Below are 24,865 nucleotides of genomic sequence, written 5' to 3'. Positions count from 1 at the left end.
GCCGCATCAGCCAAGGGAGGATCAGATAACATGCGCGTTTTCACTATTCTGGGACCGTCGCAGTCCGGCAAATCTACGCTGACAGCGGCGCTGGCCAATCTGGACAGTGCCGCGGGTAAACGGCAGGAGGTTGCAGGCGTCGCCGCTTTGCAGCCTTTTTCATTCATGGGCGAGGACTGGGCCGCAATCGACATCGCAGGCGGGGCTGACAACCTGGCTCAGGCAGGTCCGGCATTGGCGGCCAGTGACGCTGCCGTCCTTTGCGTGCCGGCAGATGCCGGAGCTGCGGTGCTAAGCGCACCGTATCTGCGCAAGCTGGAGGAGGCGGGGATCCCCGCCTTTATTTTTGTCAACCGCATGGACCAGGCGGCAGACCGGGTGGCGGAAATCGCCGCTGCGCTTCAGGCCTATTGCAGCCACAACATCATTCTGCGGCAGGTGCCGATCCGCGAGAACGGCCAGGTTGTGGGGGCTGTGGATCTGATCTCGGAACGCGCCTGGCAATACCGCGAAGGCGAGCCCTCGGCGCTGATTGAGCTGCCGGTGGCGATGTATACCCGCGAGCAGGAAGCCCGGACCGAATTGTTGGAGGCGCTGGCGGATTTCGACGACACCCTGCTGGAGGAGCTGATCGAGGATCAGAAGGTGATGCCGGATGAGGCCTACGAGGTGGCGACCAAGGTGCTGCAGCACAACGACCTGATCCCGGCGCTGATGGGATCTGCCGTGCATAAGAACGGTATCCTGCGGCTGATGAAGTCGCTGCGGCACGAGGCCCCGGATGTGGGGGTTGCATTGGAGCGGTTGTCACAGGACGCCAAAGTCGTCGCTGTCGGTTGCATGGCCGATCTGGTCAAGCATCTGGGCAAAACGGTGATGGTGCGGGCGTTGGACGGCAGTGTCGGCAATGGCGCTTCGGTTGGCGGAGCAGCGCTTGGCTCGCTGACCGGCGTTGGTTCCACGGCCAACGCTAGCCTGGCACCAGGGGATATGGGGCAAGCGGTCAAGTCGGACCATCTGAATATGGGATTTGCTTATGCGCGCGACGGCGCCGCGCCGCTGCCGGACTGGGCGCAGCCGCGGCCATCGACCTTTCGGCGGGTGATTACCCCGGTAAACGAGCGCGACGATGCCCGGCTGTCAGGCGCGCTGGAGCGGCTGGCGGAGATCGATCCGGCGCTGGGTGTGGGGCAGGATGAGGCCAGCGGCCAAGTGCTGCTGAACCTGCAAGGCCCGCTGCACATGCGGCGCATCAAGCAAGCCCTGAAGGACGAATTCGGCGTTGAGGTGGAGGAAGTCGTGGTGCCGCCGGCATTACGCGAGACAATCAGGAAGCCGGTGCAGGTGCAGTACCGCCACCGCAAGCAGTCCGGCGGCGCCGGGCAGTTTGCCGATGTGGTGATCGAGGTGAAGCCCCTTCCGCGGGGCAGCGGTTTCGTATTTGAAGAAACCGTGAAAGGCGGCTCAGTGCCCAAGAACTATATCCCCTCGGTCGAGGCCGGCGCGCGCGAGGCGCTGGCGCAGGGGTTGAACGGGCATCCTGTGGTGGATATCTGCGTGACGCTGAAGGACGGTAAGCATCACTCGGTCGACAGCTCTGATTTTGCGTTCCGGACTGCGGGGAAGAATGCGGTCAGGGAGGCGCTGTCCGAAGCTGGCGCGGTGCTGCTTCAACCGATCATGCGGGTGCAAATTCATGTGCCCTCGGTGTTTACCGGCGGGCTGGTGCCGGTGGTGAGCGGCATGAAGGGGCAGATCCTGGGGTTTGAGGCCGAAGACGGTGTCGCTGGCTGGGATGTGTTTGAAACACTGCTGCCGATGTCGGTGCAGGATGATCTGTGCAGCACTTTGGCCAGCGCCACCCGCGGTACCGGCTGGTTCAGCACTGATTTCGACCACTATGAAGAGGCCCGGCGCGGGGATTTCGCCGAGGCGTAGAGGCGAATTGGCGCAAAACGGGGCGCAGGGGGCGGAACACCTCTTGCGTCCCGTATTCATTTTGCGTGATCTGCGCTGCAACCCGAAACGGCTTGCGGAGTAAGATCATGGATGCATCATCGGCCTATCAAGACAGCCTGCCTGTCTCCTCGGATGCGCTGCTGAAGCAGCTGGACGGTTGGGGAATCGCCTATCGGCTGCACACGCATGTGCCGCTCCGCACGGTGGAGGATGCCAAGGCGGTCGAAGACCAGTTCACGGTGCCGGGCGAAAACGCGCTGCGGCTCAAGAACCTGTATCTGCGCGATAAGAAGAAGCGCAACTATCTGGTGACGCTGCAGCAGGACCGGGAGGTCGATCTCAAGGTGCTGGCGGCGGAGTTGGGGGCCGGAAACTTGTCGTTCGGCTCGGCGGACCGGCTGCTGGAGAACCTCGGTATCCGCCCCGGCGCGGTCAGTCCGCTGGCGATGATCACAGGAACGGAAAAGGGCGTCACCTTTTATATGGACGCGCGGGCACAGGAGTCGGATGTGATTTTCATGCATCCGCTGGTCAATGACCGCACGGTGGCGATGACGCGGACTGATCTGATGGCCTTCTTCGAAAAGACCGGCTGTGAGGTCAGCTGGATCTAAGCAGGAATTGAATGACGGCCGTGCTATCCAGCCTGCTCGTCTTCCAGCGCCAGGTCCAGCGCTGCCGCCTGATGGGCTGCGGACGGGTTCACGAACAGAAAACCGCCAGCCCGGGCAGGGCTGACGGCAGGCGCGCTGGGCAGCCGGGATCAGGCCGCCAGCGCTTCGATCTGGCCCTTTGCCTTAGCCAGGGCGCCATCGGCGTCGATCGACATGGCGTCGGCGGCGACGATTTCGACGTTTGTTATCCCGATGAAGCCCAGCATGTGACGCAGGTAGGTAGTGGCAAAGTCGATGTCGGAGCCGGCCTGGGTGCCGCCCGAGGCCATGACGATGATGGCGCGCTTGCCTTCCAGCAGGCCGACGGGGCCGGTTTCACGGTACTGGAAAGTCATGCCGACGCGGGCTACCAGATCGATCCAGGCCTTCAGCGTGGAGGGCACCGAGAAATTGTAGACCGGAGCGCCGATGACGATAGTGTCGGCCTGTTTCAGTTCCTCCACCAGCGAGTCGGAGAGGGAAAGCAGCTGCTTTTGCGCGTCGCTGCGCTGGTCCGCCGGGGTGAAGTTGGCGCCAATCCAAGCGCCGTCCAGCAGCGGCAGCGGTGTGGCCAAGTCGCGGCGGATCACCTGTCCGGCGCCAAGGCGGCTGACGATCTGCGCCGAGAGATCGCGGGTCACGGAACCCTCGGTGCGGGCGGAGGAGTCGATGTGGAGAACAGTGCGGGTCATTTTCGTGTTCCTGTGCTTGTTGCTGACAGGTATTTGGGGTATTGCAAATTTGAACGCAATGCCGCTTTGATCACATGAGATGTGCATTTTTGCGCATAATGGATCCGGCTGGCAAGGAGGCTGCAATGGACAATTGGGATGAGGTCCGCACTGCGTATCAGGTGGCCCGCATGGGCACGGTGAGCGGTGCCGCCGAAGTGCTGGGTGTGCACCATGCCACGGTGATCCGCCATATCGACTCAATCGAGGCGCGGCTTGGGGTGAAGCTGTTCCAGCGCCATGCCCGCGGCTATACGCCGACAGAATCCGGGCAGGACCTGCTGCGGGTCGCGCAAGCCACGGACGATCAGTTCAACCAGCTGGTGGGTCGGCTGAAGGGGCAGGGCGATGACGTTTCAGGCGAGCTGGTGGTGACCTCGCTGGCGTCGTTCGCGCCGATGATGGTTCCGGCGCTGCAAGAATTCCAGGACATGCATCCCGGGCTGATCATCCGCTATCTGACCGGCGACCGTCTGTTCCGGCTGGAATACGGTGAAGCCCATGTGGCGATCCGCGCGGGCAATGCGCCGGATCAGCCGGACAATGTGGTGCAGTCTTTCATGAAGCAGAAGATCGGGCTTTATGCCTCCAGGAATTATGCGGCGAAATACGGGCTGCTGCAGGGGCTGGAGGATATTCCCAACCACCGGTTCGTCGGTCAGGACGATGAGAGTAGCCGGGCGCCGTATTCCCGTTGGCTGCGGGCCAATGCTCCGGCTGAGGCGATCGCCTTTCGCTGTACCGACGGCTCCACCCTTAAGGCGGCGGTGCGCAGCGGCGCCGGAATCGGCTTCATGGCGGCGTGGGAGGCGCGGCAGCAGCCGGATCTGGTGGAGATGATGCCGCCCAAGAAGGACTGGGAGGGCGCGTTGTGGCTGGTGACCCATGTGGATCTGCACCGTACTACCAAGGTGCAGGCGTTCCTGGCGTTCTTGAAAGAGCAGGTAAAGGATTGGCAGCTATGAGCGAGGCACTGCGGGGGCACCTGGCGATGCTGCTGTTTTCGGCACTGGTGGCAGGATCTTTCTCGCTGGGCGCGATGGTGGCCAACGAGATTGCGCCGGCGGCCTTGAATGCGGCGCGATTTGGTATTGCCGCGGTCGTCATCGGCATCGCCGCACTGGCAACCACCGGGCTGCAGCGTGGGCATTTTCGAGCACCCTGGCGGTTTGCCGTACTCGGCGGGCTGTTCGGCGGATACTTCGTGCTGATGTTCTATGGGCTGCAGACGGCGGCGCCGGTCAGCGCCGCAGCGGTGTTCACCCTGGTGCCGGTGATGAGCGCGGCATTCGGCTGGCTGCTGCTGCGGCAGATCACCACCCGCTGGATGGCCGTGGCGCTGGCGATTGGCGCGGCGGGGGCAGTATGGGTGATCGTGCGCGGCGATTTGGGCGCCTTGGCGGCGTTTGAGGTCGGCCAGGGGGAGATCATTTATTTCTGGGGCTGCCTGTTGCATGCCATTTATACGCCGATGGTGCGGAAACTGAACCGGGGTGAGCCCGCAGTGGTCTTTACCTTCGGGATGCTGCTGGCAGGCGGCGCGCTGCTGGCGGTGTTTGGCTGGCAGGACATTCTGGCCGCCGATTGGGCCCAGTTGCCCGCTATCGTCTGGATCGGGCTGTTCTATCTGGCTGTCTGTGCCAGTTCGGCGACCTTTGTGCTTTTGCAATATGCGGCAATGCGGCTGCCTTCGGCAAAGGTTATGGCCTATACCTACCTCACGCCGAGCTGGGTGATCCTGTGGGAGATCGCGCTGGGCCGCGGCGCGCCGCCGGGCATGGTGTTGATTGGGATCGTGATGTCGGTGGTGGCATTGGCGATGCTGCTGGAGGGCGCGAGGGATCGGGTGCCCGTCTGAACACACAGGGCATGCTCCCCACCGGCGGCGGGTCCAACACCTTGCAGCAGGTCAACGCAACCCTCTTGTTTTCCGCTATACTGGTGCTGAGGGACGCATCGGACAGAGGAGGCGACAATGTTCAAGCATATCATGGTGCCCGTTGACCTGCACATGCCTTCAACGGTCAAGAAAGCGCTGGATGTGGCAGCGGATTTCGCCAAGAATCATGGCGCGCGCGTGACGCTGGTCCATGTGACGGATCAGCAGGTCAGGCGCGGGCATACTGTAGGGTCGTCCGGTGATGAGCTGGCAGACCTGGCAAGCAAGATGGCGGAGCAAACCGGTGCTAAGGTTGAGGGGCTGCCGATCTATTCTGTGGATGTCGGGGCAGAGATCGATTCGATCCTGCCCCGGACTGCAAAGGAGCTGGAAGTGGATCTGGTTGTGATGGGCACCCATATGCCTGGAATCCTGGACTATGTGTTTTCGTCACACGCCAGCCATCTGGTGCTGCATTCTGAAACATCGGTATTTGTAGTTCGCTAGGGGTCCGCCTGCGCGTCTCCTGCCAGATGCTCAGCCTCCAAGAAGCGTTCAAAGGCATCCAGGTTGACCGGTTCAAACTGGCCAAACCCCTGCATCCAGACGGAGGCAGCGCGCATGGCGTCGGGCTGCAGCTTGCACCACTTTACCCGGCCGCGCTTTTCCTGAGCGATCAGCCCTGCCCGGGTCAGGATGCTCAAATGCTTGGAAATCGCCGCCAGCGACATTTCGAATGGTTCCGCTACATCGGTCACCGCCATGTCGTCTTCCAGCAGCATAGTGAGGATCGCCCGGCGAGTCGGGTCGGCCAAGGCCGCAAAAGCTGTGTCGAGGGGATCGCTCATGCCTGGTAGTCCTATCCACCGCCGGCAGGTTTGACAATCTGTCTTGAGCCGTCATGGAGGCTCTACTGTGGGGAGAGACAGGGCGTGGCACTGGAATACTGGCTGGTGATTTCTTCCTGGGCATCGGCTGGGGCATGGTGGCGATCCTGCTGGGGCTGTTGCTGGCCGGCGGGCGGATCGGGCGCTGGGGTACGGCAAAACGGCCCTTTGGCTAAAATCAACCTCTTGGTTGAATATCGTTTCCCTGAAGTTCGGGCGCCAACAGCCGGCGCGACAGAAGCGCGCGGGACGCAGTGTTGCATTTTTAGCTGTTATTTATCAGTATGTTAATAGGAAATCCAAGTTTCAATCCTTGTAATTGACTCCCAAGCTCCTTGGCCTTAGCAACCGTTCTCAGAAATTCGCGTGAGGATGGCGCCCGTGACCGACGACGACCAAAAGCAGCGCATGGCGCAGCTGGAGGAGAAGCTGGCGGCGGCGCGTAAGGCCCAAGAGCCCAAGCCGCGTGCGGATGAGCATTATTCGATGGCCAATCAGGCCTGGCGGATGGTGATCGAATTGGTGGCCGGTCTTGGGATCGGCTTTGGCATCGGATACGGGTTGGACCATCTGTTTGGAACCCTGCCTATTTTCATGGTGCTGTTTATAATGCTGGGCTTGGCGGCCGGGGTGAAGACGATGCTTCGCACCGCGCAAGAAATCCAGGAACAGAAACTGGCCGAAGAGGCCGACAAAAATGCGCAAGACCGGGATTGATCCGACGGGATCGGGCACCGGCGACAGGAGAAGCGGACTGATGGGCAAAATTTTCTTTTACGCAGCGCTGGCGCTGGTGCTGGTATCCGGCCTGATTTTCGCTCCGGCGGAATCAAAACTGGCAATCCACCCGATGGATCAGTTCAATGTGAAGGCGCTGTTTGGCGATAATATTTCCTGGTACACCCCAACCAACGTGACCCTGTGGATGGCACTGGCCGTTACTGCCGTGTTCGCGCTGCTGGTGCTGGGGTCGTCGCGCCGGGCCATCGTGCCGGGCCGCGCCCAGTCGGTTGCGGAACTGGCCTATGGATTCATCTATAAAATGGTTGAAGATGTGGCCGGCAAGGATGGCGTCAAGTTCTTCCCCTATATCATGACCCTGTTCATGTTCATCGTGATGGCCAACTTCCTGGGTCTGCTGCCGATGTCCTTCACCACCACCTCGCACATCGCGGTAACCGCGATCCTGGCCGGGCTGGTGTTCTTCACTGTGACCATCGTTGGCTTTGTCAAGAACGGCGCCGGTTTCCTTGGCCTGTTCTGGGTGTCGAGCGCGCCTCTGGCGCTCCGCCCGATCCTGGCGATCATCGAGCTGATTTCCTACTTCGTGCGTCCCGTCAGCCACAGCATTCGTCTGGCTGGCAACGTGATGGCCGGCCACGCGGTTCTGAAGGTGTTCGCAGGTTTTGCAGGCGCCCTGGGCCTGTTCAGCTTCCTGCCGATCTTCGCGATCACTGCGGTTTATGCACTCGAAGTTCTGGTGGCCTTCATCCAGGCCTATGTCTTCACCATCCTGACCTGCGTGTACCTGAAGGACGCGCTGCATCCGAGTCACTAAGGCCAGGATCTGAAAGTTTACCGGGTGAGCCTGGCGGTTCACCCAGACCCTAAATCACCACATTCCATCGTAAGGAGAATACTCATGGAAGGCGATATCGCACAACTCGGTCAGTTCATCGGCGCAGGCCTGGCAGCAATCGGTTCCGGCGCAGCCGCAATCGGTGTGGGCCACGTTGCCGGCAACTTCCTGGCAGGCGCTCTGCGCAACCCGTCGGCAGCCGCCGGCCAGACCGCAACCCTGTTCATCGGCATCGCATTTGCAGAAGCACTGGGCATCTTCTCGTTCCTGGTCGCGCTGCTGCTGATGTTCGCCGTCTAAGACCTTAGGAACCTATTTCCTTACGGCCGGGCAGTGCGGCCTAGATCTGCACTGCCCGGTGTAACGGCAAGTTCCCAAGGAGAACGACATGGCATCAAATACGCAAGACGCAGCACACGGCGCCGCAGACGCAGCGCACGGGTCTGCTCCGGGCATGCCGCAGCTGGACTTCTCGACCTTCGGGAACCAGATCTTCTGGCTCGTGGTCGCCCTGGTCGTGATCTACCTCATTCTGTCGCGCGTCGCGCTGCCCCGCATTGCTGCGGTGCTGGCCGAGCGTCAGGGGACCATCACCAACGACCTCGCCGCGGCTGAAGACCTGAAAGCCAAGGCTGTCGAGGCCGAGAACGCATATAACAAAGCTCTGGCGGATGCCCGTGCCGAAGCTCAGCGCATCGTTGCTGAGACCCGCGCGGAAATTCAGGCCGGACTGGATCAGGCAATTGCTAAAGCGGACGAACAGATCTCTGCTAAGGCTGCCGAGTCCGAAAAGGCAATCGCCGAAATCAAGGCCGGTGCGCTGGAAAGCGTGAAGGCTGTTGCCACCGATACCGCAGAGGCGCTGGTGACCGCGCTGGGCGGTTCGGCAGACGCAGACGCAATTGCCGTGGCAGTTGCCGAGCGGACGAAAGGATAAGGACATGCGCAATATTCTCGCCCTTGCCCTGACGTTTGGCGCCGCCAGCCCTGCGCTGGCCGCTTCAGGCCCGTTCTTTTCACTGGGCAACACCGATTTTGTTGTTCTGCTGGCTTTTGCTCTGTTTGTGGGCATCCTGCTGCTGGCCAAAGTGCCGGGCATGCTGGGTGGCCAGCTGGACAGCCGTGCAGAAGGCATCCAGAAGGAACTGAACGAGGCCCGTGCATTGCGCGAGGAGGCCCAGACTGTTCTGGCGTCTTACGAGCGCAAGCAGCAGGAAGTTCAGGCCAAGGCCGACCAGATCGTCGCTGCTGCCCGTGACGAAGCTGCCCGTGCAGCGGAACAGGCAAAAGCGGACCTGCAAGCCTCCATCGCCCGCCGTCTGGCGGCTGCTGAAGAGCAAATCGCTTCAGCGGAAGCTTCGGCTGTGAAGGAAGTACGCGACCAAGCGATCTCAATCGCAGTTGCTGCGGCGGATGAGGTGATCTCGAAACAGATGACTGCGGCCGAAGCCAACAAGCTGATTGACGCCGCGATCGCAGATGTGGACGCCAAGCTGCACTAAGCTGCGCTGACACCTGGAAAATCAAAGAACCCGGCCCAAGCGGCCGGGTTTTTTCGTTTGCGAGTAGAAGGCTGCCTTGCATCTAAAGATGCAAAAGCAGCAGCTTAACTCTGCTTTTTCCGACTGAACTTTGAAAACGGGCGTTGAACGGCGTGTAGTAAAACGGGGCTTTCAACTGAGGGTGATATGTCAGGATTTCCATCAACGACTTCGAACTTTTTCATTAAACGCGTCAAAACTACCCCATACATCCTCATCTTTGCCGGGCCGCTTTTTGCGGCAGCCGGAATATGGCTACAGCTCCCTGTTCAACCTTTGCCCGTCTCATGCTCCAGCCGCTGCCGTGCCACTTCGGTGTTGCGCTCGGCGCGCTGGTTGTCGGTGAGGGCCTGTTTGACGTAGTCCAGATGCGCCTCCACCGCGGCGCGAGCCGCTTGCGGGTCGCGGGCCTGCAGGGCGGCGTTGATGGCGCGGTGCTGCTCCAGCAGCGCTTCATAGGTGGTGTGCTGCTGGAACATGATCCGGCGGTTGTAGAACACCCCCTCGCGCAGCAGGTCGAACATCGACCGCATCATATGCAGCATGATCACGTTGTGGCTGGCGTCCATGATGGCGGAATGGAACTGGGCGTCGAGCTTGGCCGCCGCTTCGGACACAGCCGGGTTGCCTGCCGCCTCCATCTTATTAAAGATCGCCTGGATCACCTGCAGGTCATAGTCAGAGCCGAACCGGGCTGCGCGTTCCGCCGCCAGCCCCTCCATGTCGCGGCGGAAGGACAGGTAGTCGAACACAGCCTCGTCATGGGTGGCAAAGAGCTGGATCAGCGCTGGCGAAAAGGCTGACCCTAGAACGTCCCCCACAAACACGCCGGAGCCTGCCTTGGACGTCAGCAGCCCGCGCGCTTGCAGTTCGCCGATGGCATCGCGCAGAGAGGGGCGGGAAACGCCCAGCCGTTCGGCCAGCTCACGTTCAGCAGGCAGCCGTTCACCGGGTGAGAGGATGCCGCGCAGGATCAGCTGTTCGATCTGCTTGACGACAGAGGCAGAGAGTTTTTCGGGCTGAACTTTCTGAAATGGCATGCGGAGGCTCGTCTGAATTGGTCAAATCATATGACCACGCGAGGGAAGAGGCTGCAAGGGCGGGCCGGTTCACGAAGGCTGCAACATTAGGTCAGTATTATTGACTTTATTTTGCACTCTCCTACCGTGACACTAAATGCCAAACCAGAAGCACCAGGAGAGCGAGGATGCAGTTCGACCAGATCTTTGCCAGCCGGAACGCGCGGATGAAGGCGTCGGCAATCCGCGAGTTGCTGAAGCTTCTGGATCAGCCGGATATTATCTCTTTTGCCGGCGGCATCCCGGATTCAGCGCTGTTCCCAACGGATGAATTTGCCAAAGCTTTCAAGAATTCGCTTTCACCAGAACGGCAAGCCATGGCGCTGCAGTATTCGGTGAGCGAGGGATATATGCCGCTGCGCGAGTGGATTGTTGGGGAGATGGCAAAGATTGGAATAGTCTGTGATCCGGGCAATGTGCTGATTACTTCCGGCTCCCAGCAGGCGTTGGATTATTTAGGTAAACTGTTCTTGTCGCCTGGCGACACCGCTTTGGTGGGCTGGCCGACATACCTGGGGGCGCTGGCGGCCTTTAATGCCTATGAGCCACGCTATGACCGCTTGTCGTTGAAAGGGGACCGGACTGCGGAGAGCTATGCCGTAGGCGCGGCTGAAGCGGGCAGCGTGGTGAAATTCGCCTATCTGTCACCGGATTTCGCTAACCCGACCGGGGAAACCCTGGATCGCACCTGCCGCCTGCAGATGCTGGAGGTGGCGGAGGAACTGGATTGTGCGATCATCGAAGACGCAGCCTATCAGTCACTGCGCTATGATGGCGAGGCCGTGCCGCCGGTGCTGGCGTTGGAACTGGAGCAGAAAGGCACGGTCGCGGACTGCCGCACGGTCTATTGCGGCACCTTCAGCAAGACGCTGGCACCAGGAGTGCGGATCGGCTGGGCGGTGGCGGCCAAGCCGGTCATATCGCAGATGGTGTTGCTGAAGCAAGCGGCGGACTTGCACACGTCCACTATCAACCAGATGGCAGTGCATGCGGTGGCCGAGGCTTGCTTTGATGCGCATGTTGAGCAGCTGCACGCGGTCTATCAGCGGCGCCGTGACGTGATGCTGGCGGCCCTGGAGGAACATATGCCGGAGGGGGTAAACTGGACCCGGCCCGAGGGCGGGATGTTTGTCTGGATGACATTGCCAGACGGCGCGGATGGGACCCGATTGCTGGCACGGTCGCTGGAGACAGAGAAGGTCGCTTTTGTGCCCGGGCAGGCTTTTTTTGCCGATGACAGCGGCCAGAACACGATCCGGCTTAGCTTTTCCAAATCCAACCACGCGGCCATTCAGGAAGGGATAGCCCGGCTGGGGCGGCTGTTGCGCTCTGTCTGACTTCGGAACAGCGCTGGCTTGGCAAAAGACCGCCGGATCGCACGGGTTATCCACAAGATATGGTGCCAAATCCATTCGGTTTGTCCCGATTTGGGGGTGCGGAGCGTTGACACACACGATAGGAACCGCTGAACTTTCCCGATACGGAATCACGAAGGGGCGGCTTTGCGGTTTTCCAAGCTCAGGCTGAACGGCTTCAAAAGCTTTGTTGATCCTACCGAACTGGTCATTGCCGATGGGCTGACAGGGGTTGTGGGACCAAATGGCTGCGGCAAATCCAATCTATTGGAGGCTTTGCGCTGGGTGATGGGCGAGACCCGCGCCAAGGCCATGCGCGGCGGCGGCATGGAGGATGTGATCTTTGCCGGCACCTCGTCGCGTCCCGCGCGCAACTTTGCCGAAGTCAGCTTGCAGATCGACAATACTGAGCGGCTGGCGCCCTCGGGGTTCAATGAGGCCGATGGGCTGGAGATCGTGCGCCGCATCACGCGCGATGTGGGCAGTGCCTACAAGTCGAACAGCAAGGACGTGCGGGCGCGTGATGTGCAGATGCTGTTTGCCGATGCTTCGACAGGTGCGCATTCGCCGGCGCTGGTGCGGCAAGGGCAGATTGCCGAGCTGATCAACGCCAAACCCAAGGCGCGGCGACGCATCCTGGAAGAGGCAGCGGGCATTTCCGGCCTCTATCAGCGGCGCCACGAGGCAGAGCTGAAGCTTAAGAACACCGAAGCCAACCTGCTGCGCGTCGATGACGTGATCGAACAGCTGGCCGCGCAGCTGGCACAACTGGCAAAGCAGGCGCGGCAGGCGCAGCGTTACCGCGAGATCGGCGAGAAGCTGCGGCTGGCCGAAGGCATGCTGCTGTACCGCCGCTGGCGCGAAGCGGATGAGGCGCGGCTGGAATCAGAAAATGAGTTGAGGGTGCGGGTTGAGCAGGCTGCCAAGGCCGAAGCACTGGTCCGTGCAGCGGTAGCGCAGCGAGGATCTCAAGAGGCGATGCTGCCGCCGCTGCGCGAGGAAGAGGCCATCGCAGCCGCGATTCTGCAGCGTCTGGTGGTGCAGCGGGACTCGCTGGGCGATCAGGAGGCGCAAGCGCGCCAGACGATCGAACGGCTTAGCAGCAGGGTTGTGCAGCTGGGCAATGATATTGAGCGCGAGACCGGGCTGAACAAGGATGCTGGCGAAACCATCGAACGGCTGGAATGGGAGCAGCGCGAGCTGTCCAAGGCTGGTGACGGGCACGACGGTAAAATGGCCGAGGCGGCGGAGCTGGCACGCGACGCCGGTTCGGTGCTGCAGGCTCGCGAGGACCATCTGGCGCAGGTGACCGAGGATGTCGCCCGCTTAGCAGCTCGCCATCAATCAGCACGCCGAGGGGTGGAAGACTGCCAGCGCGCGTTTGGCCGGTCCGGGGAAGAGGCAGAGAAAGCCCGTGCCGCACAGCGGGAGGCCAGGAACGCGCTGGAACTGGCGGCGGACAAATTCGAAGCTGCAGTCACGGCTGAGGAAGAGGCGCGTGAGGCCTCGGAAATGGCTGAAGAAGCACTGGCCGATGCGGATAGGACCCGCACGGAGACACAGAGCCGGGAAGGTGAAGCACGTTCGCAGCGCTCGGAAGCCGAAGGCGGGCTGGGCGCGTTGCGTGCCGAAGTTACAGCGCTGGCGAAACTGGTGGAGCGGGATACAGCCGAGGGCGGCCAGATCCTGGATGAGCTGACCGTGACCCCGGGCTATGAAAAGGCCCTGGGTGCAGCCTTGGCTGATGACCTGCGCGCGCCGCTGGCGGAGGCGGACGGGCCGACTGGCTGGGTGGCGCTGTCCGGTTATGATCAGGATGCCGCCCTGCCCGCCGGCGTGCAGCCGCTGGCGCTGTTTGTCTCCGGTCCTGATGCCCTGTCCCGCCGGGTGGCGCAGATCGGACTGGTGGATGGCGATGCCGCAGCAGGGCTGCAGGCGCAACTGAAGCCAGGGCAGCGCCTGGTGACCGTAGAAGGAGATCTGTGGCGCTGGGACGGTTACCGTGCCTGGGCTGAGGATGCGCCAAGTGCAGCAGCAATGCGGCTGGAGCAATTGAACAAGCTGGAAGCGCTGAAGCAGGAGATGGAGCGCGTCAGCGCCAGGGCGGATGGCGCCCGCGCAGCGCATGAAATGCTCTTGCGCAAACTGGAAGAGGTGACATTGGCCGATCATAACGCCCGCCAGGCTCGCCGCGTGGCGGACCAGCGGGTGGCGGACGCGGCCCGCGCGCTGAGCCGGGCTGAGGCCGACAGGAATCTTGCAGAAGGCAAGCTTGAAACGCTTGGTATCGCTGTTTCGCGCCATGAAGAAGATGCGCTGAATGCCAGTCTGCAGCTGAAAGAGGCTGAAAAGGCTCTGGGTGAGCTTGGCGATCTTGATCAAGCGCGCACGGTAGTAGAGGACATCAAACAGTCGGTCGAGGCGGCGCGGATCACCATGCTGACCCACCGCTCCAGCCATGACGAGCTGCGCCGCGAGGGTGAAGCCCGCACCAAACGTGCGCAGGAGGTGACCAAGGAACTGTCCGGCTGGCGCCACCGCCTGGAGAGCGCTGAGGCACGGATCGAAGAATTGGCCGACCGCCGCGAGGCCTCGCAGGAGGAGCTGGAAGAGGCTAATGCGGTTCCAGCCGAGATTGCCGGGAAACGCGCAGAGCTGAACGAGGCGATTTCCGAGGCCGAGGCCCGCAAATCGGCTGCAACAGAGGCGCTGGTCGCAGCCGAGGCCGAGCTGCGCGAGGCGGTCCACAAAGAGCGCGAGTGCGAGCGGCTGGCCTCCGAAGCGCGCGAGGCGCGGGCGCGATCCGAGGCGCGCTGTGAAGCGGCCAGGGAAGCCGTCACCCAAGCTGCGGGTCGGATCATCGAAGCGCAGCAGATCACCCCGCAGGCGCTGTTGGAGAAACTGGGTGTAGCGCCGGATGAGATGCCTGCCTCGGAAGGTCTGGAACACGACGTCGACCGCTATAAGCGCCAGCGCGATGCCTTGGGAGCGGTCAACCTGCGCGCCGAGGACGACGCTCGCGGCGTGCAGAATGAGCATGACACGCTGGTTGCGGAAAAGCTGGATCTGGAAGGCGCGGTGAAGACCCTGCGCGACGGCATTGCCAGCCTCAACCGCGAGGGGCGCGAACGGCTGCTGACCGCGTTTGAGCAGGTGAACAATAGCTTTGCCATGCTGTTCACCCATCTGTTTGGCGGCGGCGAAGCCAATTTGGTGATGGTCGAAAGCGATGACCCGCTGGATGCTGGCCTTGAGATCATGTGCCAGCCACCGGGCAAGAAGCTGTCGACCCTGTCGCTGCTGTCAGGCGGCGAGCAGACGCTGACGGCAATGGCGCTTATCTTTGCGGTGTTTTTGTCAAATCCGGCGCCGATCTGCGTGCTGGACGAGGTTGACGCGCCGCTGGATGATGCCAATGTGACCCGCTTCTGCGATCTGCTGGACGAGATGTGCCGCCAGACTGACACCCGTTTCCTGATCATCACTCACCACGCGGTGACGATGGCGCGAATGGACCGGCTGTTTGGGGTCACCATGCAGGAAAAGGGCGTCAGCCAGCTGGTTTCGGTTGACCTGAAGAAAGCAGAGGCGATGGTGGCCTGACGCAGAGGCACTCATGGAATTGGTGCTCTTGGTTGTGAAATTTCCCAGTGGGGTGACGAATGAATATACTCAAAGCAATTGCCGCATCCGCGGTCCTGATGATGCCGGTTGCCGCGACGGCCCAGAATGTGGTGGCCAAGACCGGCGATAGTGTTGCCAACTTCTTCAAGGATGAGGGAGCCGAGGTTGAAGTAACCACCGATAGCGTTGGCGACCCTAACCTGAAAGTTGAGTACTACGGGAACGATTTCTCGGTCTATTACTACGGTTGCGATAACAACCTCAATTGCGAGGCCATCCAGTTCTTTTCCGGCTATCAGACAGATGGCAGCGTGCGCCTGTCCAAGATAAACGAGTGGAACAATGAAAACCGTTTTGCCCGCGGTTATGTCTCGGAAGAGGGTTCAGCCCGGATCGAGATGGATGTGTTGCTGGGCAGCAATGGGATGAGTCCGGATGATTTTGCCCAGGCCGTGGGGATCTGGAACCGCGCAATGCAGGATTTTGAAGCCTTCATCGACTGGTAAATCCACCTGTCACTGGATTGTGACCCGGACTTAACAAGTGAACCGCTAAAGTCGGGGCATGAAACAGATCATGCCCCTTTTCTTATCTCTGATGGCAGGCAGCGCCTTAGCCGGCGATTGGCCGCTGCGTCCCGGCGACATCCCCTTGGTGCAAGACGAACTTGAGGCGCTGGCGGGGCAGTCTTTTCGCTTTTATGACGGCGGCGAATCGCTGTACGGCAGCGATGGCGCCTATGCTTATACTTACTCGGCGGAGAATGGCGGTGGTACTGCCTGGGGGAGCTACCGGGTTGCCGGGGACGGTAGCATCTGCGTGGAGTTCGCCAACGGGTTTGACCGTTGCGATCTGTATGTGCGCAATGGCAGCAGGGTTATTCTGATTTCGGAGAGAGGCGAGCGGTTCCCGGTGCGCTAAAGCTTCTGCAGCAAAACCGGAGTCGGCCAGGCATCGGCGGGCAGCCCGAGGCGGGCCTGCTCTTTTTGCACGGCAACCCGGGTGCGGGCGCCAAGAATGCCGTCGATATCGCCAACGTTATGGCCGCGGGCCTGTAGTTTATGCTGCAGCTGCTTCATCTGAGGGCCGCTTAATCCGTTCTCGGGTTGCCCGGCGCTATAGACCTCTGCGCCTTCCAGCCGGTTGGCAAAATAGGCCGCGGTGAGGACATAGGTAAAGCTCTGGTTCCACTTAAAGTAGACTTCAAAGTTGGGATAAGCGAGGAAGGCCGGCCCCTTGTGGCCCTGCGGCAGCAGCAGCGAAGCGCGCAAGGACGGATCGGGCAGTTTGCCGTCCCGCGCCGAGACTCCCAGACTGCGCCACTGGGCAATGGATTTCTTGCGTGCAGTGCCCGTCAGCGTCAAGTCGAGATCCTCGGGGATGCTGACTTCCTGCAACCAGGGCTGCCCAGGCTGCCAACCCAGATGCGAGAGCATTCGCGCGCCCGACATCAGTGCATCGGCGGCAGACGTCTTCAGGCTGACCTGGCCATCGCCGTCGGCATCGACGCCATATTTCAGAATGTCTCCAGGCAGCATCTGCACCATGCCGATCTCGCCCGCCCATGCGCCTGTGGTGCGTTTGGGGTCGAAATTACCTTGGCTGAACAGTTCCAGCGCCGAGAAGACTTGCGGGCGGAACAGCTCCGGGCGGCGGCAATCATGGGCCAGCGTGACAAGCGCATCGCGGGTGTTGAAATCACCCTGATAGCCGCCGTAGTCGGTCTCGAAGGCCCAGAACGCCAGCAGCACACCGCGGTCAATGCCATAGGTGTTCTCAATCCGCTGGAAAGTGGCATCATGTTTCTGGGCCATCTGGCGCCCGCGCTTGATCCGGGATTGCGAGATCAGGTGGCGGGTGAATTCGATGAAGGGCTTCTGGAACACACCTTGGGCCCGGTCGGCCTTGAGCACGGCGGCATCCTGGCGGGTACCGGAGAAGAAAGCGTGGACAGTGGCAGTGTCAAAGCCGGCCTGCACCGCCTCATCTTTCATCAGCTTTACGAAATTCTGAAAGCCGCCGCCGCACTGGGCAGTTGCTGCCGCAGGCAGCAACCCCGCTGCAAGGACGAAGGGTAATAGGCGCATAATTCTGGCGTTCCTTGGTCTTACCGCTCCCATAGGGTCTTATGTGCTAGAAAACGGCAGCGATGGCAACCGTCAGAGCCAAGGCAATTGCCCAAGTCCGCCAAAGCAAGGCGACTGAGCGGGTGATGGTTTCGGCGCTGGTGCTTTTGGCCCCATCCGCATGGATCCAGGAGAAGTCGCGCATCTGTCCGTCGTAGGATCTTGGGCCGGCCAGCGCGCTGTTCAGCGCCCGGGCCATGGCGGCTTCGGGCCAGCCGGCGTTGGGGGACCGGTGTTTCTTCGCGTCTGTGGCGATGGCCCTCCAATGCCGCAGCTGCCCCCCGGCCAGGGCAATCAACAGTCCGGTCAGCCGGGCGGGGACCAGGTTCAGCAGGTCGTCCAGCCGGGCGGCAGCCCAGCCGAAGTCCTGATAGCGGTCGTTTTGGTAGCCGATCATGCTGTCGGCAGTGTTGACCATCTTGTAGATGATCAGCCCGGGCAGTCCGGCAATCAGGAACCAGAAGGCGGGCGCTATGACACCGTCCGACAAGTTCTCGGCGCCGCTTTCGATGGCGGAACGGGCGGCTTGCGGGGCTGTCATAGCTGTGGTGTCGCGGCTGACGATCATTGCCACGGCCGCGCGGCCGTCCTGCAGGCTGCTGCGCAGGCCATTGGCAACGGCAGTGACATGTTCAGTCAGCGAACGCTGCGCGATCAGGATGGCAGCCACCAGGATTTCGATCAGTCCCCCCGGCAGCGACAGCAGCTTGCCCGCGGTGAAACCGCAAAGTACCAGCGCCAGAGCGGCCAGCACGCCCTTTCCGCGGCGGTTGGGCCCGGTATTGAGCTTGCGGTCGAGCATACCGACCAGTTTTCCCATAAGAACGGCAGGATGGGGGACACGCGTCCACAGCCATTTCGGCTCGCCGATGACGGCATCCAGCACAAGGGCAACCGACAGCATGGCCGCAGTGGTCATAGCGCAGCCTCCAGCTGGTCCCAGCCGTCCGCGGGCGGCAGGCCCAGGCGCAGGTAGGTTTTGGAATAGGGGAAGATGCGGCTCCAGATATGGGCGCGGGCCAGCTTTTCCTGCCAGGCCGCGGCGTCTTCAACAGTGTAGAGCCGGAACAGGTCAGTGCCGCCGGCCAGGCTGGCACCCTTGGCAAGCACCATCCCATCCAACCGCGCGGCATCCGCCCTGAGCCGGATGCGGGTGGCGTCGGCCCAGCTTCGGTCCTGCAGGGCCAGCGCGCCAGTGCGCAGGGCCGGGCCCGAAACCGCCCATGGGCCCTGCCAGGTTGACAGAGCAGCGATCAATTTCGGATCGCCAATCGCAAAGCCCAGCCGCAGGCCGGCGAGGCCCCAGAATTTGCCAAAGCTTTTCAGGACAATGACACCGGGCCGGGCGGCCATGCGAATAAGGCTCTCCGTCGGGCAGACGTCGCAAAAGCTCTCGTCGATAATAGTCAGCGGTGCAGCGAGCTGTTCTTCACGCCACAGGCGGCCATCGGGATTGTTTGGGTGCACCGCCACGCGGGCCTCAGCAGGGCCATCCACGCGAATCTTCCAGCCACGGGCTTCAAAAGCGGCGGCGTGTTCGTTGTAGGTCGGTTTGGTGATCTGCACCCAGCGCGGCGCGGCCAGTGCAGGCAAGGCCGCGATCAGGGCTGATGCGCCGGGGGCGGCGAGGACCGCGGCCTGTTCCGGGATGTTCCAGAACGACCGCGCGGCGCGTTCGAGAACGGCCAGCGCATCGGCGTCCGGCAGGGCGTTCCAGTCTCCGGCTGTAAAGTCCGGCAGCGGATAGGGGTGCGGGTTGATACCGGTGGACAGATCCATCCAATCGCCGCGGTTACCACCGAACTCTGCCCTGGCAACGCTCAGGTTGCCGCCGTGGTCCCTGGATGGGGCTGCATTCTCGAGCGGAAGTTCAAGCATCGCGGTCGCCACCGGTTGAGTGTTGCTCCGAACGGGTCGGACTTTAAATCAGACACAGCGGTTCATAAAGCAACCAGGGCGAGGCGTGAACTCCTTAATTATAGCGGTATCAACCGAAAAGGCCTGTTTGGTGGCTGCGCGCGGCGGATCAGCCGCGCCGATGCGGTTCTTGCCAGTCGATATCCGGGTTGACCGGGATGATCCGGTGCGGGTTGATGGTCTCATGGCTGTAGTAATAGTGGCGCACGATATGCTGCATGCCGACTGTCCCCGCCACGCCCGGCCATTGATACAGCTCGCGGGTGTAGGCCCAGAGGTTAGGGTAGTCTGCCAGCCGCTTGCGGTTGCATTTGAAATGCACGTGATAGACCGGATCAAACCGCAGGAGGGTGGTGAACAGCCGCCAGTCGGCCTCGGTCAGGCGTTCCCCCAGCAGGTAGCGGTGTTGCGACAGCAGGTCCTCCAGCCAGTCCAGGCTTTCAAACAGCGGCTCGACTGCTGTGTCATAAGCCTCCTGTGAGGTGGCGAAGCCGCATTTGTAGACGCCATTGTTGATGGTGCTGTAGATGCGGGCGTTGACAGCCTCGATCGGTTCGCGCAGCTCCTCCGGCCAGTAGTCCTCGGTGTTGCCGGTGATCCCGTTGAAGGCCGCGTTGAACATCCGGATGATCTCGGCACTTTCGTTGGAAACGATGGTATCCTGTGCCTTGTCCCACAGCACCGGGACGGTCACCCGGCCGGTATAGCCTGAATCGGCGCGGGTGTAGATCTGATGCATGTGCGAATTGCCGAACAAAGTGTCTCCGGTTGCGCCATGATCGTCCGTTTCAAAGGCCCAGCCTTCGCCCAGCATATGGGGATGCACCACGGAAACGGAGATGTGGTCCTCCAGCCCCTTCAGCTTGCGGAAGATCAGCGTGCGATGAGCCCAGGGGCAGGCGAGCGACACATATAGATGATACCGTCCGCTTTCTGCTCGGAACCCGCCTTCGCCCGAAGGACCGGCGCTGCCATCCGCTGTGATCCAGTTGCGGAACTGCGATTCGCTGCGTTTAAAGGCACCACCAGTTGAATCGGTATCATACCATTGGTCGTGCCATTTCCCGTCAATCAAAAGGCCCATCGTGTCTGCTCCTGCTGCTGTGCCGGACCAAACATAAGCCTCCTCCGGCTTCGCGCCTACGCAACGCAGCGCGCAAGCCATCTGCGCTACTGCACAAGAGCAACAAAATTGCGCGACCGTCAAATTTTCGAAAATGTTCACTTGATTTTATCTGTTTGTGACGCACCGTTGAATAGAAGGTTCCAAGAGAACCTATGCATTTGGAAGGCCTGAATGATGAACACATATGTGCCCAAAGCCGTGCAGGAAGCGCTGGACACTGCCCGCCTTCAGGGGATGCGCAAGAGGAACCGTCTGCGGGTGATGGCGGACAATGAACTGGTTCCGGTTTTGCGGATGTGGAAGACGGGCTTTTCGGTTGAAGCAGAAACCGCACCGATGCTGCGCGGTCTGGTGGATCTTTACGATGGCGCGCGGCACCTGTCGCAATGCCTGATCGTCGCCAGTGAGGAAGAGGGCGGAGAGATGCGCTATGAGTTCAAGCGCTCGACGCCGGCTGCGGACAAGGCGCCGCTGGATTTTTATGAATCACCAGGTGGACCTGCCGGACTGATCCCGTTCGATCAGTCGCAAGGCAAGATCTGACACCGGATGCACGGGGTGTCAGGGGCGGATTTCCACTTCCGTCCCGATCCTGGCAAGCCGCCAAAGCGTTTTCATCTGGTCATTGCTGATTGCGATGCAGCCCGCCGTCCAATCGCTTAACAGGGTGGCAAGGCCGCCAATGGAATTCGGTTGCCCATGGATAAAGATGTCGCCGCCGGGACTGACACCTGCGGCCTTGGCCTGCGCCATGTCCTCGGGGAGCGGATAGTTGATCCCCAGCGATAGATGATAGGCGCTGTTCGGGTTGCGCCGGTCGATCAGAAAAATGCCCTCAGGCGTTTTGCCGTCGCCTTGCTGAAATTTGTCGCCGGCCGGCGCGAACCCTAGCGCGATAGGGAATTCCAGCACCGTCTCCCCGTCGCGGCTGGCGGTCAGGCGGCGGGCGGATTTTTCGATCAGGATGCGGTCGATTTGGTCCGTTGCTGCGGATGGCGGCGGCGCGGGGAGCGGCGCAAAGGTCTGCCACGCAATCCAGGCGGCGCCGGTCCAAACAACCAGCGCCACGAGGCGCAGCAGGCGCTTCATGATTACTGCAGGTCCGAGAACGCCGCAGTCAGGCGGCGGCACGCGTCCTCAACGCGCGAGCGCTGGGTGGCGAGGTTGAAACGCTCCATGAACTCACCGCCGGCGCCGAAGCCATCACCGGGCGAGGTGGCGATTTTGGCGTCTTCACGCAACCGTCTGATAAACTCCGCGCGGCTCATGCCAGTGCCGGAAAAATCCACCCAGGCCAGATAGGTTGATTGCAACGGCAGGGATTTAAGACCGGGTAATGCGTTCACGGTCTCATCAAACAGTTTTCTGTTGCCCTCCAAATGGGCGATCTGCGCATCGGCCCATTCAGCGCCTTCCGGGGAATAGGCGGCGGTGATCATGGCAACGCCAAGTGCACTGGGGTCATAGTCCAGCGTGTTCTGTCTGTGCCGCATCGCGGTGCGCAGATCCGGATCCGGAATGATCATGTTGCCGGTCCGCTGGCCGGCAATGTTGAAGGTTTTGGAGGGGGCGGTCAGCGTGACAGTCCAGGCGCGTGCGTCGGGGGCCGCCACGTCCATTGGGACAAAGGTGCTGCCGGGATAGACCAGATCGTGGTGAATTTCGTCGGAGATTAGGATCAGCCCATTGCGCTTGGCAAAATCGGCTACCGCACGCAGTTCTTCCACTGTCCAGACCCGGCCTGACGGGTTCTGCGGCGAGCACCACAACAGCAGTTTTTCGGTTCCGTTCAGGCGCGATTGCGCATCATCCAGATCCAGATTGTAGGTGTCGCCGTCGCGCGCCAGCTGGCATTCGGTAACCTTGCGCCCCGTCTTGTTCACCTTGTGTGCAAATTCATGATAAACGGGCGAGAAGATAACTGCGCCGTCGCCGGGCTGGCTCCAGACATCCAGGCAGAGGGCAATGGCATTGCCCAGCCCCTGCGAGGTCAGCACCCAATCGGTCTCAATGTCCCAGCTGTGGCGGGTCTTCATCCACCATTGAACTGCCTGCAGATACTCCGGGTGCTGCCAGGAATAGCCGAACACGCCGTGCTCGGCGGCGGCTTTGACTGCTTCAATCACGCTAGGGGCGGTTTCGTAGTCGGAATCGGCTGTCCACATCGCCAGACCGTCCTGCGGGGAGAGACCGTACAATGCCTCCATCTTGTCCCATTTTGAGCTATGGGTGCCGCGGCGGTCGGTGATCTTGTCAAAATTCATATGGTGAACTCCCGTATCATTGTAGGCGAAGCTAATCGCTGCAGCGGCATAAGCAAGGGGGGCGTTGCGATGGAACCGCTGATCGCATAAATGGACTTTATGAAACGACAGATACTGATCCATCCCGACCCCCGCCTGAAGAAGCTCTGCGTGCCTGTGCCGGACCTGAGCGACGATTTGCGCGTCCTGGCGGATGATATGCTGGAAACTATGTACGCGGCCCCCGGCATCGGGCTGGCGGCGCCGCAGATCGGAATTCTGCAACGGTTGATCGTGCTGGACTGCGTCAAGGAAGAAGACGGTGATGCGCGTCCGCTGGTGATGTTTAATCCGCAAATCCTGTCCGCCTCCGACGACACCAACGTTTATGAGGAAGGCTGCCTGTCGATCCCGGATCAATACGCCGAAGTCACCCGGCCCAAGGTGGTTGAAGTCGAATGGATGGATCGCGACGGCAACGCGAGAGCTGAGACGTTTGACGGGCTGTGGGCGACCTGCGTGCAGCATGAGATCGACCATCTGAACGGCAAGCTGTTCATTGATTACCTGAAGCCGCTGAAGCGCCAGATGATCACGCGCAAGATGCAGAAGCTGAAGCGCGAACGCGCCCGCGCCTGAGGAAATATCCGACATGACCGTCCGCACCTGCCTGCCTTGGCCTGACAAACGCCTGCGCACCAAGGCCGAAGAAGTAAGCGAAATAACTGACGAAATCCGGGAAATCTGGGGCGACATGATCGACACCATGGACGCGATGCCCGGTGTTGGCCTTGCTGCCAATCAGATCGGTGTGATGCTGCGGCTGGCTGTGGTGGACGGCTCTGCCGAGCGCGGCCGCGCGGTGAAGCTGGCTAACCCGGAGATCCTGCATTCCTCGATCGAGTTGCGCGAACATGACGAGGCGAGTCCTAACCTGCCGGGTGTTTCGGCCAGGATCAAACGCCCGCGCGCCGTGACCGTTCGTTTCACCAACGAGCAGGGCATGGTCGACCGCAAGGATTTCGTCGGGATCGAGGCGACCTCGGTGCAGCACCAGATCGACCATCTGAACGGCAAGATGTATTTCGACCATCTAAGCAAGGTGAAACGCGATATGCTGATCCGTAAGGCGAAAAAGCTTAACGGCTGACACTGATTTCTACTACCGGGCCAAATGCGGCCCGATGCGCGTCCGGAACGGCCCCCACGGCAGGCGCGGCATGGCAACCGGGGTACGGACGGATTGACTGATGCGCATTGTCTTTATGGGAACGCCTGAATTTTCGGTGCCGGTGCTGGATGCGCTGGTCGATGCAGGGCACGAAATTGCTGCCGTTTACTGCCAGCCGCCGCGGCCGGCGGGCCGCGGCAAGAAAGACCGCCCCGCGCCCGTTCATGCCCGCGCCGCGGCTCTGGGGCTGAACGTGCGTCACCCGGTCTCGCTTAGAGGCGGGGAGGTGCAGGACGCAATTGCTGCGCTGCAGGCGGACGTCGCTGTGGTTGTGGCCTACGGGTTGATCCTGCCGCAGGTGATCCTGGATTCGCCGAAACACGGCTGTCTCAACATCCATGCGAGCCTGCTGCCGCGCTGGCGCGGTGCGGCGCCGATCCACCGCGCGATCATGGCTGGTGATGCAGAAACCGGCGTTTGCATCATGCAAATGGAGGCAGGGCTCGACACCGGCCCGGTTCTGCTGCGGGAGGCTACTGAAATCGGAGCGGAAGAAACCACTGCCCGGCTGCATGACCGGCTTTCACAGATGGGGGCTGCGCTGATTGTGGGCGCGCTAAGCCGCCTGCCGGAACTGACACCCGAGGAGCAGCCGGAGGCTGGCGTTACCTATGCCGAAAAGATCGACAAGAGCGAGGCGCAGATAGACTGGACCCGTCCGGCGGCTGAGGTGGACCGTCAAATCCGCGGATTGTCGCCGTTCCCCGGCGCCTGGTGCGGCATCAAGGGGCAGCGGGTCAAATTGCTGGCCTCGCGACGGGCAAAGGGCCAAGGGGCGCCCGGCGAAGTTTTGGATGACAATCTGACGATTGCTTGCGGGTCCGGCGCGGTCCAGCTGTTGCGCTTGCAACGGGCAGGCAAAAGTGCGCAGGATCCTGAAGTTTTCTTGCGCGGCTACCCTGTTTCGAAGGGCTGCTGCCTGTAACCGGGGGCCC

Annotated in this window: 28 protein-coding genes; 19 read left to right on the top strand and 9 right to left on the bottom strand. The window is 61.4% G+C overall.

Translation table 11 applies throughout. From position 1 onward, the window contains the following. Positions 1–30 precede the first annotated feature (30 nt). Both AC0KW6_RS16685 and AC0KW6_RS16680 read left to right on the top strand, forming a co-directional pair. Complete coding sequence (locus AC0KW6_RS16685) at positions 31–1,938, top strand: elongation factor G (RefSeq protein WP_474035437.1); 1,908 nt, start codon at positions 31–33, stop codon at positions 1,936–1,938. A gap of 107 nt (positions 1,939–2,045) precedes the next feature. After that, positions 2,046–2,573: a prolyl-tRNA synthetase associated domain-containing protein gene (locus tag AC0KW6_RS16680; protein ID WP_323777272.1), complete on the top strand. Its 528-nt coding sequence runs from the start codon at positions 2,046–2,048 to the stop codon at positions 2,571–2,573. Positions 2,574–2,722: 149 nt separating this feature from the next. On the opposite strand, the gene AC0KW6_RS16675 is transcribed toward AC0KW6_RS16680, so the two are convergent. Continuing rightward, entirely contained in the window at positions 2,723–3,304 is a 582-nt protein-coding gene (locus tag AC0KW6_RS16675; RefSeq protein WP_323777274.1) for an FMN-dependent NADH-azoreductase, read from the bottom strand. 125 nt (positions 3,305–3,429) lie between these two features. Here AC0KW6_RS16675 and AC0KW6_RS16670 point away from each other — a divergent pair, with 125 nt between their 5' ends. The 3 genes from AC0KW6_RS16670 to AC0KW6_RS16660 all read left to right on the top strand — a co-directional run bounded on the left by AC0KW6_RS16670 (position 3,430) and on the right by AC0KW6_RS16660 (position 5,729). Beyond that, the gene (locus tag AC0KW6_RS16670; protein WP_474035436.1) at positions 3,430–4,308 is read left to right on the top strand and encodes a LysR family transcriptional regulator; all 879 of its coding nucleotides are present in this window, start codon (positions 3,430–3,432) and stop codon (positions 4,306–4,308) included. Then, a complete protein-coding gene (locus AC0KW6_RS16665; protein WP_474035435.1) occupies positions 4,305–5,201 on the top strand; it encodes a DMT family transporter in 897 nt (298 codons plus the stop codon). The genes AC0KW6_RS16670 and AC0KW6_RS16665 overlap by 4 nt, the downstream gene beginning before the upstream one ends. A 117-nt stretch (positions 5,202–5,318) precedes the next feature. Beyond that, entirely contained in the window at positions 5,319–5,729 is a 411-nt protein-coding gene (locus AC0KW6_RS16660) for a universal stress protein (protein ID WP_323777279.1), read from the top strand. On the opposite strand, the gene AC0KW6_RS16655 is transcribed toward AC0KW6_RS16660, so the two are convergent. Next, positions 5,726–6,070 carry an ArsR/SmtB family transcription factor gene (locus AC0KW6_RS16655; protein WP_323777281.1) on the bottom strand — a complete coding sequence of 115 codons (345 nt, stop codon included), beginning with the start codon at positions 6,068–6,070 and terminating at the stop codon, positions 5,726–5,728. The genes AC0KW6_RS16660 and AC0KW6_RS16655 overlap by 4 nt on opposite strands. 53 nt (positions 6,071–6,123) lie before the next feature. On the opposite strand from AC0KW6_RS16655, the gene AC0KW6_RS16650 reads away from it, so the two are divergent. The 6 genes from AC0KW6_RS16650 (at position 6,124) to AC0KW6_RS16625 (ending at position 9,190) form a co-directional block, all read left to right on the top strand. Beyond that, positions 6,124–6,285: a hypothetical protein gene (locus AC0KW6_RS16650; RefSeq protein ID WP_474035434.1), complete on the top strand. Its 162-nt coding sequence runs from the start codon at positions 6,124–6,126 to the stop codon at positions 6,283–6,285. Between the two features lie 196 nt (positions 6,286–6,481). Further along, positions 6,482–6,826: an AtpZ/AtpI family protein gene (locus AC0KW6_RS16645; protein WP_416361494.1), complete on the top strand. Its 345-nt coding sequence runs from the start codon at positions 6,482–6,484 to the stop codon at positions 6,824–6,826. A 40-nt stretch (positions 6,827–6,866) separates the two neighbouring features. Next, positions 6,867–7,667 carry a F0F1 ATP synthase subunit A gene (locus AC0KW6_RS16640; protein WP_323777482.1) on the top strand — a complete coding sequence of 267 codons (801 nt, stop codon included), beginning with the start codon at positions 6,867–6,869 and terminating at the stop codon, positions 7,665–7,667. 84 nt (positions 7,668–7,751) lie between these two features. After that, positions 7,752–7,988 (top strand): F0F1 ATP synthase subunit C, encoded by a 237-nt coding sequence (locus tag AC0KW6_RS16635; RefSeq protein WP_008205040.1) that lies wholly within the window; start codon positions 7,752–7,754, stop codon positions 7,986–7,988. A gap of 88 nt (positions 7,989–8,076) precedes the next feature. Further along, complete coding sequence (locus AC0KW6_RS16630; protein WP_323777487.1) at positions 8,077–8,625, top strand: F0F1 ATP synthase subunit B'; 549 nt, start codon at positions 8,077–8,079, stop codon at positions 8,623–8,625. Positions 8,626–8,629: 4 nt separating this feature from the next. Further along, on the top strand, positions 8,630–9,190 hold the full coding sequence (locus AC0KW6_RS16625) for a F0F1 ATP synthase subunit B (protein ID WP_323777489.1): 561 nt from the start codon (positions 8,630–8,632) through the stop codon (positions 9,188–9,190). A gap of 308 nt (positions 9,191–9,498) precedes the next feature. Here AC0KW6_RS16625 and AC0KW6_RS16620 read toward each other — a convergent pair whose 3' ends face one another. After that, entirely contained in the window at positions 9,499–10,269 is a 771-nt protein-coding gene (locus AC0KW6_RS16620; protein WP_323777492.1) for a FadR/GntR family transcriptional regulator, read from the bottom strand. Between the two features lie 167 nt (positions 10,270–10,436). Between AC0KW6_RS16620 and AC0KW6_RS16615 the strand changes: the two genes are divergently transcribed. The 4 genes from AC0KW6_RS16615 to AC0KW6_RS16600 all read left to right on the top strand — a co-directional run bounded on the left by AC0KW6_RS16615 (position 10,437) and on the right by AC0KW6_RS16600 (position 16,208). Next, positions 10,437–11,645, top strand: a complete 1,209-nt coding sequence (locus AC0KW6_RS16615; RefSeq protein WP_474035433.1) for an aminotransferase-like domain-containing protein — start codon at positions 10,437–10,439, stop codon at positions 11,643–11,645. Positions 11,646–11,810: 165 nt separating this feature from the next. Beyond that, positions 11,811–15,266 carry a chromosome segregation SMC family protein gene (locus AC0KW6_RS16610; protein ID WP_474035432.1) on the top strand — a complete coding sequence of 1,152 codons (3,456 nt, stop codon included), beginning with the start codon at positions 11,811–11,813 and terminating at the stop codon, positions 15,264–15,266. A gap of 59 nt (positions 15,267–15,325) precedes the next feature. After that, a complete protein-coding gene (locus tag AC0KW6_RS16605) occupies positions 15,326–15,793 on the top strand; it encodes a YbjN domain-containing protein (RefSeq protein WP_323782338.1) in 468 nt (155 codons plus the stop codon). A gap of 58 nt (positions 15,794–15,851) precedes the next feature. Beyond that, positions 15,852–16,208 carry a hypothetical protein gene (locus AC0KW6_RS16600; RefSeq protein WP_474035431.1) on the top strand — a complete coding sequence of 119 codons (357 nt, stop codon included), beginning with the start codon at positions 15,852–15,854 and terminating at the stop codon, positions 16,206–16,208. Here AC0KW6_RS16600 and AC0KW6_RS16595 read toward each other — a convergent pair. The 4 genes from AC0KW6_RS16595 to AC0KW6_RS16580 form a co-directional block, all read right to left on the bottom strand. Continuing rightward, on the bottom strand, positions 16,205–17,374 hold the full coding sequence (locus AC0KW6_RS16595) for a lytic murein transglycosylase (protein WP_474035430.1): 1,170 nt from the start codon (positions 17,372–17,374) through the stop codon (positions 16,205–16,207). The two genes, AC0KW6_RS16600 and AC0KW6_RS16595, sit on opposite strands and share 4 nt — an antisense overlap. 46 nt (positions 17,375–17,420) lie before the next feature. Then, positions 17,421–18,332, bottom strand: a complete 912-nt coding sequence (cbiB, locus tag AC0KW6_RS16590) for an adenosylcobinamide-phosphate synthase CbiB (RefSeq protein ID WP_323782329.1) — start codon at positions 18,330–18,332, stop codon at positions 17,421–17,423. After that, positions 18,329–19,291 carry a threonine-phosphate decarboxylase gene (locus AC0KW6_RS16585; RefSeq protein ID WP_323782326.1) on the bottom strand — a complete coding sequence of 321 codons (963 nt, stop codon included), beginning with the start codon at positions 19,289–19,291 and terminating at the stop codon, positions 18,329–18,331. The genes cbiB and AC0KW6_RS16585 overlap by 4 nt, the downstream gene beginning before the upstream one ends. 148 nt (positions 19,292–19,439) lie before the next feature. Then, entirely contained in the window at positions 19,440–20,414 is a 975-nt protein-coding gene (locus AC0KW6_RS16580; protein WP_323782323.1) for a glutathione S-transferase family protein, read from the bottom strand. 216 nt (positions 20,415–20,630) lie between these two features. On the opposite strand from AC0KW6_RS16580, the gene AC0KW6_RS16575 reads away from it, so the two are divergent. Beyond that, positions 20,631–20,999 (top strand): hypothetical protein, encoded by a 369-nt coding sequence (locus AC0KW6_RS16575; RefSeq protein ID WP_323782341.1) that lies wholly within the window; start codon positions 20,631–20,633, stop codon positions 20,997–20,999. Positions 21,000–21,017: 18 nt separating this feature from the next. On the opposite strand, the gene AC0KW6_RS16570 is transcribed toward AC0KW6_RS16575, so the two are convergent. After that, positions 21,018–21,545 carry a L,D-transpeptidase family protein gene (locus tag AC0KW6_RS16570; protein WP_323782320.1) on the bottom strand — a complete coding sequence of 176 codons (528 nt, stop codon included), beginning with the start codon at positions 21,543–21,545 and terminating at the stop codon, positions 21,018–21,020. Between the two features lie 2 nt (positions 21,546–21,547). Then, positions 21,548–22,720, bottom strand: a complete 1,173-nt coding sequence (locus tag AC0KW6_RS16565; protein WP_323782317.1) for a MalY/PatB family protein — start codon at positions 22,718–22,720, stop codon at positions 21,548–21,550. 99 nt (positions 22,721–22,819) lie between these two features. On the opposite strand from AC0KW6_RS16565, the gene def (AC0KW6_RS16560) reads away from it, so the two are divergent. The 3 genes from def (AC0KW6_RS16560) to fmt all read left to right on the top strand — a co-directional run bounded on the left by def (AC0KW6_RS16560) (position 22,820) and on the right by fmt (position 24,855). Continuing rightward, complete coding sequence (gene def, locus AC0KW6_RS16560) at positions 22,820–23,338, top strand: peptide deformylase (protein ID WP_323782314.1); 519 nt, start codon at positions 22,820–22,822, stop codon at positions 23,336–23,338. 13 nt (positions 23,339–23,351) lie between these two features. Next, on the top strand, positions 23,352–23,849 hold the full coding sequence (gene def / locus AC0KW6_RS16555) for a peptide deformylase (RefSeq protein ID WP_024088465.1): 498 nt from the start codon (positions 23,352–23,354) through the stop codon (positions 23,847–23,849). A 100-nt stretch (positions 23,850–23,949) separates the two neighbouring features. Further along, a complete protein-coding gene (gene fmt, locus AC0KW6_RS16550; RefSeq protein ID WP_474035429.1) occupies positions 23,950–24,855 on the top strand; it encodes a methionyl-tRNA formyltransferase in 906 nt (301 codons plus the stop codon). Positions 24,856–24,865 lie beyond the last annotated feature (10 nt).

This window comes from Leisingera sp. SA215 (genome assembly GCF_055902035.1).
This window is presented reverse-complemented; position numbering and strand designations above follow the sequence as displayed.

Coding starts and splice junctions, on each gene's coding strand:
- AC0KW6_RS16685 (WP_474035437.1), top strand. CDS start 31: ATGCGCGTTTTCACTATTCTGGGACCGTCGCAGTCCGGCAAATCTACG.
- AC0KW6_RS16680 (WP_323777272.1), top strand. CDS start 2,046: ATGGATGCATCATCGGCCTATCAAGACAGCCTGCCTGTCTCCTCGGAT.
- AC0KW6_RS16675 (WP_323777274.1), bottom strand. CDS start 3,304: ATGACCCGCACTGTTCTCCACATCGACTCCTCCGCCCGCACCGAGGGT.
- AC0KW6_RS16670 (WP_474035436.1), top strand. CDS start 3,430: ATGGACAATTGGGATGAGGTCCGCACTGCGTATCAGGTGGCCCGCATG.
- AC0KW6_RS16665 (WP_474035435.1), top strand. CDS start 4,305: ATGAGCGAGGCACTGCGGGGGCACCTGGCGATGCTGCTGTTTTCGGCA.
- AC0KW6_RS16660 (WP_323777279.1), top strand. CDS start 5,319: ATGTTCAAGCATATCATGGTGCCCGTTGACCTGCACATGCCTTCAACG.
- AC0KW6_RS16655 (WP_323777281.1), bottom strand. CDS start 6,070: ATGAGCGATCCCCTCGACACAGCTTTTGCGGCCTTGGCCGACCCGACT.
- AC0KW6_RS16650 (WP_474035434.1), top strand. CDS start 6,124: ATGGAGGCTCTACTGTGGGGAGAGACAGGGCGTGGCACTGGAATACTG.
- AC0KW6_RS16645 (WP_416361494.1), top strand. CDS start 6,482: ATGGCGCCCGTGACCGACGACGACCAAAAGCAGCGCATGGCGCAGCTG.
- AC0KW6_RS16640 (WP_323777482.1), top strand. CDS start 6,867: ATGGGCAAAATTTTCTTTTACGCAGCGCTGGCGCTGGTGCTGGTATCC.
- AC0KW6_RS16635 (WP_008205040.1), top strand. CDS start 7,752: ATGGAAGGCGATATCGCACAACTCGGTCAGTTCATCGGCGCAGGCCTG.
- AC0KW6_RS16630 (WP_323777487.1), top strand. CDS start 8,077: ATGGCATCAAATACGCAAGACGCAGCACACGGCGCCGCAGACGCAGCG.
- AC0KW6_RS16625 (WP_323777489.1), top strand. CDS start 8,630: ATGCGCAATATTCTCGCCCTTGCCCTGACGTTTGGCGCCGCCAGCCCT.
- AC0KW6_RS16620 (WP_323777492.1), bottom strand. CDS start 10,269: ATGCCATTTCAGAAAGTTCAGCCCGAAAAACTCTCTGCCTCTGTCGTC.
- AC0KW6_RS16615 (WP_474035433.1), top strand. CDS start 10,437: ATGCAGTTCGACCAGATCTTTGCCAGCCGGAACGCGCGGATGAAGGCG.
- AC0KW6_RS16605 (WP_323782338.1), top strand. CDS start 15,326: ATGAATATACTCAAAGCAATTGCCGCATCCGCGGTCCTGATGATGCCG.
- AC0KW6_RS16600 (WP_474035431.1), top strand. CDS start 15,852: ATGAAACAGATCATGCCCCTTTTCTTATCTCTGATGGCAGGCAGCGCC.
- AC0KW6_RS16595 (WP_474035430.1), bottom strand. CDS start 17,374: ATGCGCCTATTACCCTTCGTCCTTGCAGCGGGGTTGCTGCCTGCGGCA.
- cbiB (WP_323782329.1), bottom strand. CDS start 18,332: ATGACCACTGCGGCCATGCTGTCGGTTGCCCTTGTGCTGGATGCCGTC.
- AC0KW6_RS16585 (WP_323782326.1), bottom strand. CDS start 19,291: ATGCTTGAACTTCCGCTCGAGAATGCAGCCCCATCCAGGGACCACGGC.
- AC0KW6_RS16580 (WP_323782323.1), bottom strand. CDS start 20,414: ATGGGCCTTTTGATTGACGGGAAATGGCACGACCAATGGTATGATACC.
- AC0KW6_RS16575 (WP_323782341.1), top strand. CDS start 20,631: ATGAACACATATGTGCCCAAAGCCGTGCAGGAAGCGCTGGACACTGCC.
- AC0KW6_RS16570 (WP_323782320.1), bottom strand. CDS start 21,545: ATGAAGCGCCTGCTGCGCCTCGTGGCGCTGGTTGTTTGGACCGGCGCC.
- AC0KW6_RS16565 (WP_323782317.1), bottom strand. CDS start 22,720: ATGAATTTTGACAAGATCACCGACCGCCGCGGCACCCATAGCTCAAAA.
- def (WP_323782314.1), top strand. CDS start 22,820: ATGAAACGACAGATACTGATCCATCCCGACCCCCGCCTGAAGAAGCTC.
- def (WP_024088465.1), top strand. CDS start 23,352: ATGACCGTCCGCACCTGCCTGCCTTGGCCTGACAAACGCCTGCGCACC.
- fmt (WP_474035429.1), top strand. CDS start 23,950: ATGCGCATTGTCTTTATGGGAACGCCTGAATTTTCGGTGCCGGTGCTG.